Origin of the sequence: Bradyrhizobium sp. LA6.8 (assembly GCF_040547935.1) — a bacterium.
In the GTDB taxonomy this organism is placed as follows: domain Bacteria; phylum Pseudomonadota; class Alphaproteobacteria; order Rhizobiales; family Xanthobacteraceae; genus Bradyrhizobium; species Bradyrhizobium barranii.
Window position 1 is genome coordinate 330,211 of sequence record NZ_JBEPQQ010000001.1, and the last position, 13,866, is coordinate 344,076.

Annotated in this window: 12 protein-coding genes; 4 read left to right on the top strand and 8 right to left on the bottom strand. The window is 64.6% G+C overall.

Going from position 1 to position 13,866, the window contains the following annotated elements:
- Nucleotides 1-71: 71 nt before the first annotated feature.
- The 4 genes from ABIA90_RS01375 to ABIA90_RS01390 all read right to left on the bottom strand — a co-directional run bounded on the left by ABIA90_RS01375 (nt 72) and on the right by ABIA90_RS01390 (nt 4,411).
- A complete protein-coding gene (locus ABIA90_RS01375) occupies nt 72-2,276 on the bottom strand; it encodes a xanthine dehydrogenase family protein molybdopterin-binding subunit (RefSeq protein ID WP_354117012.1) in 2,205 nt (734 codons plus the stop codon).
- A 7-nt stretch (nt 2,277-2,283) separates the two neighbouring features.
- Nucleotides 2,284-3,300, bottom strand: coding sequence for an FAD binding domain-containing protein (locus ABIA90_RS01380; RefSeq protein WP_354117013.1), 1,017 nt, complete (start codon nt 3,298-3,300; stop codon nt 2,284-2,286).
- Nucleotides 3,297-3,788: a (2Fe-2S)-binding protein gene (locus tag ABIA90_RS01385; RefSeq protein ID WP_354117014.1), complete on the bottom strand. Its 492-nt coding sequence runs from the start codon at nt 3,786-3,788 to the stop codon at nt 3,297-3,299. Before ABIA90_RS01385 ends, ABIA90_RS01380 begins: the two co-directional genes overlap by 4 nt.
- A 143-nt stretch (nt 3,789-3,931) precedes the next feature.
- Nucleotides 3,932-4,411, bottom strand: coding sequence for an Lrp/AsnC family transcriptional regulator (locus ABIA90_RS01390; RefSeq protein ID WP_014496633.1), 480 nt, complete (start codon nt 4,409-4,411; stop codon nt 3,932-3,934).
- Between the two features lie 141 nt (nt 4,412-4,552).
- Between ABIA90_RS01390 and ald the strand changes: the two genes are divergently transcribed.
- Nucleotides 4,553-5,668 (top strand): alanine dehydrogenase, encoded by a 1,116-nt coding sequence (gene ald / locus ABIA90_RS01395; protein ID WP_354117015.1) that lies wholly within the window; start codon nt 4,553-4,555, stop codon nt 5,666-5,668.
- A gap of 3 nt (nt 5,669-5,671) precedes the next feature.
- On the opposite strand, the gene ABIA90_RS01400 is transcribed toward ald, so the two are convergent.
- The 4 genes from ABIA90_RS01400 to ABIA90_RS01415 form a co-directional block, all read right to left on the bottom strand.
- A complete protein-coding gene (locus ABIA90_RS01400; protein ID WP_354117016.1) occupies nt 5,672-6,307 on the bottom strand; it encodes a 2-hydroxychromene-2-carboxylate isomerase in 636 nt (211 codons plus the stop codon).
- A gap of 78 nt (nt 6,308-6,385) precedes the next feature.
- Nucleotides 6,386-8,296 carry a flavin-containing monooxygenase gene (locus ABIA90_RS01405; protein ID WP_354117017.1) on the bottom strand — a complete coding sequence of 637 codons (1,911 nt, stop codon included), beginning with the start codon at nt 8,294-8,296 and terminating at the stop codon, nt 6,386-6,388.
- Nucleotides 8,293-8,934 carry a TetR/AcrR family transcriptional regulator gene (locus ABIA90_RS01410; RefSeq protein ID WP_354117018.1) on the bottom strand — a complete coding sequence of 214 codons (642 nt, stop codon included), beginning with the start codon at nt 8,932-8,934 and terminating at the stop codon, nt 8,293-8,295. Before ABIA90_RS01410 ends, ABIA90_RS01405 begins: the two co-directional genes overlap by 4 nt.
- Nucleotides 8,931-10,424, bottom strand: a complete 1,494-nt coding sequence (locus tag ABIA90_RS01415; RefSeq protein ID WP_354117019.1) for an AMP-binding protein — start codon at nt 10,422-10,424, stop codon at nt 8,931-8,933. Before ABIA90_RS01415 ends, ABIA90_RS01410 begins: the two co-directional genes overlap by 4 nt.
- A 173-nt stretch (nt 10,425-10,597) precedes the next feature.
- On the opposite strand from ABIA90_RS01415, the gene ABIA90_RS01420 reads away from it, so the two are divergent.
- The 3 genes from ABIA90_RS01420 to ABIA90_RS01430 all read left to right on the top strand — a co-directional run bounded on the left by ABIA90_RS01420 (nt 10,598) and on the right by ABIA90_RS01430 (nt 13,866).
- The gene (locus ABIA90_RS01420) at nt 10,598-11,857 is read left to right on the top strand and encodes an ABC transporter substrate-binding protein (protein ID WP_354117020.1); all 1,260 of its coding nucleotides are present in this window, start codon (nt 10,598-10,600) and stop codon (nt 11,855-11,857) included.
- Between the two features lie 90 nt (nt 11,858-11,947).
- Nucleotides 11,948-12,850, top strand: coding sequence for a branched-chain amino acid ABC transporter permease (locus tag ABIA90_RS01425; protein ID WP_063984496.1), 903 nt, complete (start codon nt 11,948-11,950; stop codon nt 12,848-12,850).
- A complete protein-coding gene (locus ABIA90_RS01430; protein WP_354117021.1) occupies nt 12,847-13,866 on the top strand; it encodes a branched-chain amino acid ABC transporter permease in 1,020 nt (339 codons plus the stop codon). Before ABIA90_RS01425 ends, ABIA90_RS01430 begins: the two co-directional genes overlap by 4 nt.

The window sequence follows — 13,866 nt, forward strand, 5'->3', positions numbered from 1 at the left end:
GCAGGTCTCTGCACTTTCGATGACAGTTCTATGACAATCGCCCGATCCAGCGGGGATCGTGTGACGGGCGATCAATCCAGCAACTTGTCCAGCGTGATCGGGAAGCGCCGGATGCGCTTACCGGTGGCGTGATAGACTGCGTTCGCGATCGCCGCAGGTACGCCGACGATGCCGATTTCGCCAATGCCCTTGACCCCCAGCTTGTTGATCCGGTCGTCGGGTTCGTCGACGAAGATGACGTCGATGTCGTGAACGTCGGCATTCACGGGAATGTGGTACTCGGCGATGTTCGCGTTCATGATCCTGCCGAAGCGGTGATCCATCACCGTCTCCTCGTGCAGCGCCATTCCGATGCCCCAGACCACGCCGCCCATGATCTGGCTGCGGCCGGTCTTGGTATTGAGGATCCGTCCGGCTGCGACCGCGCTCACGACGCGCGTGACGCGGATGACGCCCAGGTCTTCGTCGACCTTGACCTCGGCGAAGACCGCCGAATGGGTGTTGCGCGCGTGCGACTTGTCCTCCGCGAAATGATTGAGCTTCTGCTTCTCGATCCGCTCGAGCTTGCCGTGACGCATCGCGTCCGCGATCGAGACGGCACGGGCCTTGTCGCCGGCCTTGGCGATCGTGCCGTCGACCAGGATCACATCGGGCGCATCGACGCCGCCGAGGGGCGAGGCGGGCATCGCCTTGGCGAGCCGTGCGAGCTCCTGGCGAATGTCTTCGGCCGCGCCCAGCACGGCGTGCGCGGCCGACGCCGCCATCCAGGAACCGCCTTCGACGGGGGCCTGCGGCAAGGTCGAATCGGCAAGCCTCACGTCGATATTCTCGATCGGCAGCCCGAGGGCGTCGGCGGCCACCTGGGCCACGATGGTGTAGGTGCCGGTGCCGATATCGGACGCGGCGCAGGATACCTCGGCATGGCCGTTCGACGTCAACACGATGCGGACGGCGACCGGCATCTGAAGCGCCTCCCATACCCCCGTCGCCATGCCCCAACCGACCAGGTCCTTGCCATCACGCATGGAGCGCGGAGCAGGATTGCGCCGGCTCCAGCCGAACGCTTCCGCGCCGCGGGCGTAGCATTCGCGCAGCTGCTTGCTGGTGTAGGGCAGGTCTTCACTCTGGTCGCGGTCCGAATAGCACTTCAATCGCAGCTCGATCGGGTCGAGCTCGAGCGCGACGGCCAGCTCGTCCATGGCGCATTCGAGCGCGCAGACGCCGGAGGCGGCGCCGGGCGCGCGCATGTCGCAGGGTGTGGAGACGTCGAGATCGACGAGCTTGTGGGAGAAGAGGCTGTTCGGGCTCTTGTACAGCTGTTCCGCCCAGCCGCTGTCATTGCGCGAAAAATCCTCGTAGCGCGAGGTCATAGCAGTGGCTTCGTGCGCGACGGCATCGAGCGTGCCGTCGGGCCTTGCGCCGAGCGCGACGCGCTCGATGGTCATCGGCCGATAGCCGAGACCGTACATCTGCTGCCGTGTCAGGACGACACGAACGGATCGCTTGAGTTCGAGCGCGGCAAGCGTCGCCAGCACCACCTGGTATTGCGGCCGCAATCCGGAGCCGAAGGCGCCGCCGACATAGGGCGAGACCACGCGGAGGTCATCGTGCCTCTTGTTGAACACACTGCATAGATATTTGTGGACGTTCTGGACACCTTGCGTCTTGTCATAGACGGTAAGCCTGCCGCTGCCGTCGCGGACCACCGTGGTCGCATAGAGCTCCATCGGGTTGTGGTGCTCGGTCGGCAGGACATAATCCGCCTGGTGCCGCACAGCGGCCCCAGCCAGCGCCGCGGCGGCGTCGCCGCGCGGCTTGTGCGGCCGATCCACTTTGCCGGCCTTGCCATGTTCGGATTCGAGGTCCGTCGCAAATGCCTCCCGGTCGTATTCAACGCGCACGCGGGTCGCGGCGAATTTGGCGGTTTCCCAGTCATCCGCCACGACGAGCGCGATCGGCTGGCCGTTGAACCAGATCCTGTCGTCATAGAGCGGGCGGAAAGGCGAGCCGTTCTCCGGCGCCACCTCGTCCTTCCAGGCATCGTCATTGTCGGCGAGGGGCGGACGATGCGCATGCGTGAGCACGTCCACTACGCCCTTCACTTGCAGCGCGTCGCTGGCGTCGAGGCGAGCGATACGTCCGCGCGGAATCGTGGCCTCGACGACGAAGCCATGGAGGAGGCCGTCTGCCGGGAATTCGCCGGCATATTTGGCGGCTCCGGTGACCTTGGCGCGGCCATCGACGCGGGACGTTGGCGTTCCGACATAGGCGTTCATCGGTCCCTCACGCGATTTTCTTGTGAGCCTGTGATTGTGGCGTGGCGCTGGCAGCCTGTATCAGCGTCCGCACGATGGCGCGGCGTGCGAGCTCGATCTTGAAGCGGTTATGTGCGCGGGCCGTTGCCCCGTGCAGCAGCAGATCGGCCGCGCGCGAGAAGTGATCGGGCGTCGCCGCCCGCCCGCGCAACGCCGCTTCGGCCTCAAGGCTGCGCCAGGGCTTGTGAGCCACGCCGCCGAGCGCCAGGCGGGCTTCGCTGATCGCGTTGCCATCCAGTTTGAGCGCGGCCGCGACCGAGACCAAAGCAAAAGCATAGGACAGCCGGTCGCGGATTTTCAGATAGCTGTAGTTGCGGGCAAAGCCGCGCGGAGGAAGTTCAACGGCCGCGATGATCTCGCCGGTGCCGAGATTTGTATCGACATGGGGTTTGTCCTCTGGGAGTCGATGGAAATCGGTCAATGCGATCGTGCGCTGGCCGGAGGGACCTGCGATGTGCACGAGCGCACCGAGCGCAGCAAGTGCGACGCTCATGTCGGACGGGTTGGTCGCGATGCAGGACGCGCTCGTACCGAGGATTGCGTGGTTGCGGTTGAGGCCGTCGATTGCCGAGCAGCCGCTGCCGGGCTCTCGCTTGTTGCAGGGCGTCGCCGTGTCATAAAAGTAAGCGCAGCGCGTGCGCTGCATCAGGTTGCCGCCAACGGAGGCCATATTGCGCAATTGCGCGGAAGCGCCGGCGAGGATGGCGCCGGCGAGCAGGGGATAACGCTGCTCGACAAGCGGATGGTAAGCGAGGTCCGAATTCGGCACCAAGGCGCCGATGCGCAGGCCTCCGTCGGCCGTCTCCTCGATGTCGCGGAGCGGCAGGCGGGAGATGTCGATCAGCCGGGAGGGCCGCTCGACATTTTCCTTCATCAGGTCGATCAGATTGGTGCCGCCGGCAATCAGCTTGGCGCCGGGATCGGCAGCCAGCAGGCGGATCGCATCGGCGATGTCGGTGGCGCGGGAATACTGGAAGTTGTTCATGGCCGGCCCATTGCCTGCTGGATCGCGGCGACGATATTCGGATAGGCGCCGCAACGGCAGAGATTTCCGCTCATCAGCTCTCTGATCTCGTCGGCATCCCGGGCGCGGCCTTCGGCCAGAAGGCCCGCGGCCGAGCAAATCTGTCCCGGCGTGCAATAGCCGCACTGAAAGGCGTCGTGGTCGATGAACGCCTGCTGCACAGGATGAAGCGTTCCGTCCTTGGCAAGGCCTTCGATCGTCGTGATCTCGGCGCCGTCCTTCATGACGGCGAGCGTCAGGCAGGAATTGACGCGCCGACCGTCAACCAGCACGGTGCAGGCGCCGCATTGGCCGTGATCGCAGCCTTTCTTGGTGCCGGTCAGCGCAAGATGGTCACGCAGAGCATCCAGAAGCGTGGTCCAGGGCACGAGATCGAGCGTGTGGCCGACGCCATTGACGACGATATGAACTCGAATGCGTTCGGGAATCTCGTGCGTGACATCGCTCATGTCCTGCTCCCTGCGACGGCGACTGAGCCGAGACGTCAGCCGAGCTGACGCGGAGGCACCGTTGCCTCCGCTTGCCAATGGCCTCCAACTTACAACCGGCCGCTTGGTTCCCTGCCGGGAATTATGGCGCCCGCGACACAGTGTCAGCGCTTGGCTTCGCCGAAGACCACCGTCGGCACCGCGCGGTTGACGATCTCGCGCAGCGCAAAGCTCGATTGCACCCGCGCCACACGCGGCAGGCGCGACAGCTCGGTGCGATGGATGCGCTCGAAATCCTGGATGTCGCGGGCGAGCACGATCAGGATGTAGTCGTCGGTGCCCGACATCAGGAAGCAGCGCACGACGGACGGACATTTCACTACCTCCGCCTCGAACGCCTTCAGCGCCTCGTCGCTCTGGCTCTCCAACGCAATGCGCACCAGCACGGTCGTGGTGAGGCCGAACTGCGCCAAATCAAGCGCGGCCTGGTAGGCCTGGATGTAGCCGTCGTCCTCCAGCGCCTTCTGCCGCCGCGCCAGCGCCGTGCTTGATAGCCCGACCTTCGCGGCGAGCTCGGTGTGGCTGGCCCGCGCATTGGTGGTGAGTTCCGCGAGGATGGCGAGATCTTTCCGGTCGAGGGCCAAGGTTTCGTTTCCAGCGTGAAAGGGCGTTTGCACGCCGGAAACCGGCGCGGGGAGGTCGAAGCTAGCGGATATTTGCACGAAACCAAACTGGCCCGATCGCTACGATGACGGGGTGAATCAGGACGTTGGAAGGAGCCCAAAATGCGCGTCGGTGTGCCCAAGGAGATCAAGGTGCAGGAATATCGCGTCGGGCTCACCCCGGGCGCGGTCCGCGAATATGTCGCGGCCGGGCACCAGGTGACGGTCGAGACCGGCGCCGGCAGCGGCATCGGCGCTTCCGACGAGGTGTACCAGCGGGCAGGGGCCGCGATCGCGGAGAGCGCCCGCGACATCTTCGCCAGCTCCGACATGATCGTGAAGGTGAAGGAGCCGCAGAAAAGCGAATGGGCCCAGCTTCGCGAGAGCCAGATCCTCTTTACTTACCTCCATCTTGCGCCGGATCCCGAACAGGCCAAGGGTCTGCTCGCTTCCGGTTGCACTGCGGTCGCCTATGAGACCGTCACCGACGCGGCCGGTCACCTCCCCCTGCTTGCGCCGATGAGCGAAGTCGCCGGCCGCCTCGCCGTCGAAGCCGCCGGCGCCGCGCTCAAGCGATCGGCCGGCGGCCGCGGGGTGCTGCTCGGCGGCGTGCCCGGCGTGCAGCCGGCGCGCGTCGTCGTGCTCGGCGGCGGCGTGGTGGGAACGCAGGCCGCGCGCATGGCGGCGGGCCTCGGTGCGGAAGTCACTGTGATCGACCGCTCGATTCCCCGTCTACGCGAGCTGGACGATGTGTTTCTCGGGCGGGTGCGCACCCGCTTCTCGACCATCGAAGCGGTCGAGGACGAGGTGTTCGCCGCCGACGTCGTGATCGGGGCGGTGCTGGTGCCGGGCGCCAGCGCACCAAAGCTCGTCACGCGCGCGATGCTCAAGTCGATGCGGCCAGGCGCCGTACTGGTCGACGTCGCGATCGACCAGGGCGGCTGCTTCGAGACCTCGCATCCGACCACGCACGCCGATCCGACCTATCAGGTCGACGGCGTCGTGCATTATTGCGTCGCCAACATGCCGGGCGCGGTGCCGGTGACGTCGAGCCAGGCGCTGAACAACGCGACGCTGCCGTTCGGCCTGATGCTCGCGAACAAGGGCTTTGCCGCGGTCCTGGAAAATCCGCATTTGCGCAACGGACTGAACGTCCATCGTGGTCGCATAACCAACAAGGCGGTTGCCGAGAGCCTCGGGCTGGAATTTGCCCCGGTCGAGAGCGGCCTCGCCGCGTAACGGCTACACTGATTTGCGGTGGCGGCTCCCTAGCGCGGCCTCGATCGTTTCCGGACGCTCGATCCGTTCGATCAGCATGTCGATGCGATCACCGCCCCAGAACAGCTCGCCGTTGAACACCATGGTGGGCACGCCGAACACGCCGAGTGCTTCGGCCTCGTCGATGATGCGATCGTGCTCGGCGCGGGCAGGGCCGTTGACGTAGGCTTCGAACTCGCTCGCCGAGCCGCCGCACGCGGTGATGACGTCCGTGATTGCGGCGAGATCGTCGATCTCGAGCTCATGGCTCCAGAATTCGCGGAACACCGTGTCGTGATAAGGGCGGAAGAAGCCGTGCCGCTGTGCGAACAGCATTCCAACGCTGGAATAGAAGGCGTCGTAGATCCGGCGCGGCCCCTTCATGACGAGCCCTTGCGCATTGGCATAGCGCCGCGCGTCCATATAGGCGTAACGCACCTTGCGCCAGAAATGCGGCGTGCGCTCCTCGACCGTCCCCATGAATTCGGCGACGCGCAGCGTATAGGGCAGCCATTCGAGCTCGACGCCGTGCGTCTCCTCGAGCGAGAACAGCCGCTTGTTGGCGACGAACGCGTAGGGGCTTTTGTAGTCGGTGTAGACGCGGACAAGCGGCTTGGGCATTGGCGGCTTCCTCTTTCTTCCTTCTCCCCTTGTGGGAGAAGGTGCACCGTCATCGTGGCGCGATCAACCGATCACGACCTACCCCTTCGTCAGCCGATACTGCCCCAGATCCGGATCATGCGTCATGCGCCAGTAGTCCACGAACCGCCAGGGCATCGCGGAAAACACGCGGCCGCTCGAATTGCGATAATAGGTGCTCATGCCGGGATGGGTCCAGATCATCGCCTCGTGCTCGGCATCGACCTTGCGGACGTAGTCGTCGAGCACGTCCTGACGGACGTCGATGGCGGCGACGTCTTGCTCGATCATGTCGGCGAGGCAGGCGGAAACATAACGGCTCTGACATTCCGACTGGAAGATGACGCTGCCGCCATGGGCGGGGCCGGAGTTCGGGCCGAGCATGCAGAAGAAGTTCGGAAAGTCCGGCACGGTGAGGCCGAGGAACGCCGTCGGATTGTCGTTGGCCCAGGCCTCGCGCAGATCCTTGCCGCCGCGGCCGCTGATGTTGAGGCGTGCCGCCATCTCCGTCACCTTGAAACCGGTGGCGACGACGATGATGTCGGCGGGGCGGTGCTTGCCGTCAGCGGTGACGATGCCGTCGCGATCGAAATGATCGATCGTGTCGGTGACGAGCTCGACATTGTCCCGCGTGAGCGTCCTGAACCAGTTGTTGTCGAGCAGGATGCGCTTGCCATAGGGCGGATAGGTCGGCACGCATTTGGCGATCAGGTCGGGGCGGTCCTTCAGCTCGGTGAGGATGAAATCGGTCAGCTCCTGGCGATGCCGGTCGTTGCCCTTGTTGACGGCGCGCTCCGGATGCGGCCAGGCCGGGTCCTTGCGCAGGAACGGCAAGAGGCCGTCGCCGTAGCGCCAGAACATGTTAAAGCGATACCACTGCACATAGAACGGCAGATGCGCGAGCAGCCAGCGCGCGCCCTCGCTGATCGGATCGGAATAGCCCTTAACGGGCCGCGCCCATTGCGCGCTGCGCTGATAGACCGTGACGGAGGCGACGCGGCCGGCGATCGACGGCACCAGTTGCATCGATGTTGCGCCGGTGCCGATCACGGCGACATGCTTGCCGTCGAGGTCGATATCGCCTGACCACAGCGCCGAATGCAGGATCGTTCCCTTGAAACTGTCTTCGCCCTTGAAATGCGCGCGCGAGGGATCGTTGAGCTGGCCGATGGCCGAGACCAGCGCGGTGGATTCAAAAATCTCTTCGCCGCTCTTCGTCTTCAGCGTTGAGATCCAGCGTCGCTTGCCTTCGTCCCAGCGCGACGCTGTCAGCTCGGTATTGACCCGCAGATGCTCGCGGATGCCGTATTCCTCGGCGACCTTCAGCAGATAGGCAAGCAGCTCCTCGCGCTGGCAGAAATAGCGCGTCCATGCATTGCCCGAGCCGAACGAGTAGGAATAGGAATGGTTCGGCGTATCGACGCCGCAGCCGGGATAGCGGTTGATCCACCAGGTGCCCCCGAGCTCGGCGTTCTTCTCGACGATGGTGTAGGGGATGCCGAGATGGCCGAGTGCGACGCCGAGCGCGATGGCGCAGACGCCGGCGCCGACGATCAGCACGTGCTGGCCGGCAAGCTTCTCGGCGGAGGGGCGCTGCGTCCATTGCGGCTCACGCGCTACAAATCCCATCTCCTCGCGCATCAGCGGCGCGTATTCCGGCGCGACGTTCTCGCCGAGGCAGGCGCGCATCATCTTCAAGAGCAGCGCTTCGCCGGGATCGGTGATGACAGGTTTTGGCGTGCCGTCGGCAAAAAGCCTGACCACCGCGGCGCGGATCTCGTCCTGGACCTCCCGGGGCACGCCGGCTTCCGGATCGGGAATGAGGCGGATGTCGCGCTTGGGCAAGTACGGCGGCTCGAGCCAGCGCTCATCGCCGGTCATGTGCACCAGCACCATCAGCAGGCAGCGGATATCGCCTTCGGCGATCGCGGAGACGAGATCGAGCGGCTTTTGTGGAGATGCGATGTTCATGGCGTGTCCTGATCTCCGGATGCACTGAAGAGGCCGCGCGTCATCAGCTTGCGATAGGCGGAGATGACGTGGTCTGGCACGGCGGTGACGCCGTCAGCCGAATAGGAGTAGCGGCGGCTGAGATAGCCGCGCGCGCCCATCAGCATGTGGACGATGGCCTCGAATTCCTCGTCGCTGTAATCCTCGATCGCGCCTGCCGCTCGTGCGCGGCGCAAGATGCGGACATAGGCGACCGAGATGTTGTCGAGATGTTTCTGGTAGCCGATCGGCGCGAAGAATTCGGCCTCGTTGAGGATGCGCAGGAACTCCGGCACCTCGCGGATAAAGTCGAAGAAGGCGGAGAAGCGGGCGATCTCCTGCCGCGCGGCATCGGCAGTGCCGGTGCGGGCGCGAATGAATTCCACCATGTCGAGGCCGATCTTCGGCAGCAACTGGTCGAGCAGCTCCTGCCGGTTCTCGAAATGATTGTAGAAGGTGCCTTGCGCGACGCCGGCTTCTTCCGTGATGCGGGCGACGGAGGCTTCGGCATAGCCATGCTTGCCGACGACCTTGGTCGCGGCGTCAAAGATCTTCTGCTTGGTCCAGGCGTTGCGTTCGACGCGGTTAAGCTTTGTGACCTTGGCATTCGCTTGCGTCATTCAGACGTCTCCAGCTCGGCGCGCAGCACGCGCTTGAGGATCTTTCCGCTCGGATTACGCGGCAGGCTGTCGCGAATGACGAGCTCCTTCGGCACCTTGAAGCTCGCCAGGCGCGTACGGCAGTGCTCGGTGAGGGCAGGGAGTTCAAGGCTCGCGCCTTCGGCCAGCACGACGATCGCGACCGGCCGCTCGCCCCAGCGCGCATCGCGCAGGCCGATCACCGCGACTTCGCGCACCTCGGGCAAATCGTAGATGACGCGTTCGACCTCGGAGGAAGCGATGTTCTCGCCGCCAGAGATGATCATGTCCTTCTTGCGGTCGGTCAGGTACAGGAAGCCTTCCTCGTCGAGATAGCCGACATCGCCGCTGCGGAACCAGTCGCCGAAGAAGGCCGCCGCCGTCTTCTCCGGATCCTTCCAATAGCCGCGCGTGATTTTCGGTCCGCGCAGGCAGATCTCGCCATTGACGTTCGGCGGCAGCGTCTTGCCGTCCTCGTCACGGATCTCGATCTCGACGTGGGCGATGGCGCGCCCGGTTGAGCCGATCTTCTCGATCTCGCGGCCGGCTTCCATGAAGGTGTCGCCGCCGACGGTCTCGGTGAGGCCATAGGCATCGATGTAGCGCGCATTGCGGAAGAACTCCGAGAACGCGCGGATGCGCACCTCCGGCGTCTTCTCGCCGCCGCCGATCGCCCATCGCAGGCTGGAGACGTCGTAACGATCGCGGGTGGGGCAGGTGAGCATCGCCGTGGTCATCACAGGCGCGAACCATGCCGCGTTGAGCTTGTCCTCCGCGATCGCCGCAAGCGCGGTCTCCGGCTCGAAATTGCGTTCGATGCGGATGAAGCCGCCATGCCAGAGCACGGCGATACCCGGCAGGTCGAGCGCGCCGACGTGATAGAGCGGGCCGACGACGAGCAGTCGGGTCTCGGCGCTGATGCCGAGCGCAATCGTCTGGTCGGCGGACTTCCAGTAGAAATTATCGTAGGTGAGCATCACGCCTTTGGGGCGGTCCGTCGTGCCCGAGGTGTACATCAGCCGCATCAGGTCGGATGGCTGGTGCACGTGCATTGACGCGGGCGACGCATCGCTCGCAAGCCGTGTGACGCTCTGCTGCGCGGCCTCTTTCAGCACCACGACCTTCGCGCCCGCGGCGTTCGCAGCCAATTCGTCATCGACGATCAACAACCGCGCGCCGGCATTGCCCGCGATGTAGCCGACCTCGTCGCGTGAAAGACGAAAATTGATCGGCAAGAACACCGCGCCGAGATGGCTGGTGGCGAAGACGAGCTCCAGGAACGCCGCGCTGTTCTTCATCAGCACGGCCACGACGTCGCCCGCGCCGATGCCCTGCGCGGCGAGCCAGCCGGCCGCTTGCCGGATGCGCGCATCGAAATCGGCGTAGGAGATCTCCTCACCGCGATATTTCAGCGCGGGCCGGTCCGGCGTGCGCTGGGCATGAAAGGTGATGAAGCTCGAAAGATTGATCATTTTGCGGGTTTTGGGCCGATTACCGGCCTCGTTTCCTCCTTTGATGAATTATGACTCGTAATTCATCTTTGGCTTGACGTCACCCCCCTGCCTCTGAAATTGTTGGGAACACGGAGACGAGACGATCTCCGGCAAGGGACCAGGAAACGCCGACCCGAAAGAGGGAGGGGAAAATGACGAGAACCCGCATGCCGGGCATCAGCCGCCGTTCAACGCTGGCGCTGATGGGCGCCGGTGCGATGAGTGTTGCCGCACCGTGGGTGGCGCGCGCGCAAGCCAAGACCATCAAGATCGGCATGCCGACGATTCTGTCGGGCCGCGTCGCGCAGCTCGGCACGTCGTCGCGCAATGCGGTGATGCTCGAGGTCGACAAGGTCAACGCCGCCGGCGGACTTGCCGGCCGTCAGATCGAGATGGTGATCCGCGACTCCAAGGGGCAGCCGCAGGAAGCCGCCCGCGTCGCGCGCGAGCTCGTCAACACCGATGGTTGCGAGTGGTTGATCGACGGCGAGGCGTCGTCCGGATCGTTTGCGGTTCACGAAGTCGCGCGCGATCTCGGTGTGCTCTGCGTCCACACCTGTTCGGAGGCGTCCTCGCTCACGGCCGATCCGAAGCAACACATCCCGAACGCATTCCGTTGCGTGCGCCAGGGCATCCACGATTCCATCGTCGGCGCCAGCTATGCCGCCTCGATCGCGAAGGCCAAGGGCCTGAAGAAGTGGGCGACCTGCTCGCCGGACTATGCGTATGGCCGCGACACCACCGGCGAGTTCACGCTGTACCTGAAGCGCTTTGCGCCCGACGTCGAAATCATCAGCGAGTCCTGGCCTAAGCTGTTCCAGCCCGACTACACCGAAGTCGTGACGAAGATCCTCCAGGCCAAGCCGCAGGCACTGTATTCCTGCCTCTGGGGCGGCGATCTCACCTCCTATATCGACCAGGCCAACATCTACGCGATGTTCGGCCAGATGGAGGTGTTCGCGGTCAATATGGCCGACTACACCGCACTTACCGTGGTGAAGAACCTGCCGAAGGGCATTCACTCCGGCAACCGCTACATCAAGACCTTCCCGACCACGCCGGAGAACGCGGCCTGGGGCGATGCCTACAAGGCGAAGTACAACGAATATCCGACCAACTGGTCGTGGCAGAACGCGACGGCCGTGATGTTCCTCGCTGAGGCCGCGAAGAAGGCGAACTCCACCGACGGCAAGAAGATCGCGGAGGTGCTGAAGGGCCTCACCATCAAGTGCCCTTTCGGCGCCGACGGTACCGTGACGATGCGCGGCGACGACCACACGCTGGTCGGCTACGCCATCGGCTGGGGCACCACGATCCCGCAGGAGCCTTATGTGCCCGAGGTCAAGGCCGGCGACTGGAAGACCATCTTCGAGCTCGAGGCCGAGTGGAAGAAGAGCAAGGGCTACACCTGATGTGACGCGCGGCGGAGACGGGCGGCCGTCTCTGCCGTTTTTATTTGGCTCTCCGCGCCAAGTTCGGCGCGTCGCAATGAAAGTGCTCCCGTGGATCTCGACGCGCTCGCCGGCTGCCTCTCCAGTTCCGCCTGCCTGGTGACGCAAACCACCAGCGGCCTCATCATCGGCATGCTCCTGTTCCTGGTTGCAGTCGGGCTGACGCTGATCTTCGGCGTGCTCAAGGTCGTCAATTTCAGCCACGGCGCCTTCTACATGTTCGGCGCCTATTTCGCGATGACGGCCTATCAGCTCACCGGGAGCTTCGCGCTGGCGATGTTCGCGGGCGCGGCCGGGACCGCGATTCTTGGTCTGATCTTCGAGCGCGTCTTCATGAGCCGCGTCTATGGCGCCGACGTGCTGATGCAGCTGCTCGTCTGCTACGCCTTCGTGCTGATCTTCGACGATGTCGTGCGCATCATCTGGGGGCCGGAATTCAAGTCGATGGGCATGCCCGCGGCGTTCCAGGTGATGCCGCTGTTCATCGCCGGCGGCGTGGTGCCGCCTTACTACCTGCTGCTGATCGGCGTCGCGCTCGTTGTGGCGATCGTGCTCGGCATCGGATTGTCGCGCAGCCGGATCGGCAAGGTGATCCGGGCGGCGGCACATAATCCCGGCATGGTCTCGGCGCTCGGCATCAACACCGGCCTGATCTATGGGGGCGTGTTCGCGCTCGGCGGCATGCTGGCGGGCCTTGCCGGCGCGCTCGCGGCGCCTGTGCGCTCGCTGACCCCCGGCATGGGATTTTCGGTGCTGATCGAATCCTTCATCGTCACTGTGATCGGCGGCATGGGCTCGATCCTGGGGGCGCTGATCGGTGCGCTGCTGCTCGGCCTTATCAGGTCCTTCGGCTCGCTCGGCTTTCCCCTGTTCACGGAAGGCCTGATGTACCTGTTCATGGTGATCGTGCTGGTCTCCAAGCCCACCGGCCTGTTCGGCAAGGAGGCGGCATGACCGAGCTCGAGGCTGGACGCGCCGAGACGCTGGCGCCGGTGCGCAGCGGTGCGGCGTTTCTACGCTATCGCGACGTCCTGATTGCCGTGATCGCGTTCGCCGTGCTGGCGAGCCTGCCGCTGTTGACGGGCAGCAAGGCGCTGCTCGATTTCGTCATCCGCTGCTCGGCTTACGGCCTGTTCGCGACCTCGCTGAACCTGCTGGTCGGCTACACCGGCCTGACTTCGTTCGGCCACGGCATGTTCTTCGGCCTTGGCGCCTACAGTTTAGGCCTGATCATGCAGAAGCTGGGCGTGCCGATTCCCGTGGCGTTCGTCGCGACGCTGGCGATCACGGCGGTAATCGCCGCAATCATCGGCGCGATCTGCGTGCGGCTGAAGGATATCTATTTTGCCTTCGTCACGCTCGCGTTTCAGATGCTGATCCACTCGACCATCCTGTCCTGGGCCTCCTTCACCGGCGGCGACCAGGGCCTGCGTGGCGGCATTCCGCGCCCCACATTCCTCGGCATCAATCTTGCGAACCACGTTCATCTCTATGTCGCGAGCTGCGCGCTTCTCATCCTCGGCCTGCTCGCGATGCGCCAGATCGCGCAATCGCCGTTCGGTTACACCTTGCGCATGATCCGCGACAATGCCGCGCGCGCGAGCTTTCTCGGCATCGACGTCTGGCGGGCAAAGCTGACAGTCTTCGTGCTGGCGGCGCTGTTTGCCGCGATGGGCGGCATGGTGATGGCGCTGTTCGTCTCCGGCGCCTATCCGGAATTCGCCTATTGGACGATCTCGGGCGAGGGCATCTTCATCAACATGCTCGGCGGTGTCTCGACCTTCCTGGGGCCGATGGTCGGCACCGTGCTGCTGCTTCTGCTTAACGACACCGTCACGCGCTTCACCGAGTACCACGGCATCGTGCTCGGCGTGGTCATCCTGTTCTTCGCGCTGGGCCTGCGCAAAGGCCTGCTGGATTTCGTTGCCGACTGGTTCGCGCACCGGCGTGACGCAGGCGAGGGGCGCTAG

Coding starts and splice junctions, on each gene's coding strand:
- ABIA90_RS01375 (WP_354117012.1), bottom strand. CDS start 2,276: ATGAACGCCTATGTCGGAACGCCAACGTCCCGCGTCGATGGCCGCGCC.
- ABIA90_RS01380 (WP_354117013.1), bottom strand. CDS start 3,300: ATGAACAACTTCCAGTATTCCCGCGCCACCGACATCGCCGATGCGATC.
- ABIA90_RS01385 (WP_354117014.1), bottom strand. CDS start 3,788: ATGAGCGATGTCACGCACGAGATTCCCGAACGCATTCGAGTTCATATC.
- ald (WP_354117015.1), top strand. CDS start 4,553: ATGCGCGTCGGTGTGCCCAAGGAGATCAAGGTGCAGGAATATCGCGTC.
- ABIA90_RS01400 (WP_354117016.1), bottom strand. CDS start 6,307: ATGCCCAAGCCGCTTGTCCGCGTCTACACCGACTACAAAAGCCCCTAC.
- ABIA90_RS01405 (WP_354117017.1), bottom strand. CDS start 8,296: ATGAACATCGCATCTCCACAAAAGCCGCTCGATCTCGTCTCCGCGATC.
- ABIA90_RS01410 (WP_354117018.1), bottom strand. CDS start 8,934: ATGACGCAAGCGAATGCCAAGGTCACAAAGCTTAACCGCGTCGAACGC.
- ABIA90_RS01415 (WP_354117019.1), bottom strand. CDS start 10,424: ATGATCAATCTTTCGAGCTTCATCACCTTTCATGCCCAGCGCACGCCG.
- ABIA90_RS01420 (WP_354117020.1), top strand. CDS start 10,598: ATGACGAGAACCCGCATGCCGGGCATCAGCCGCCGTTCAACGCTGGCG.
- ABIA90_RS01430 (WP_354117021.1), top strand. CDS start 12,847: ATGACCGAGCTCGAGGCTGGACGCGCCGAGACGCTGGCGCCGGTGCGC.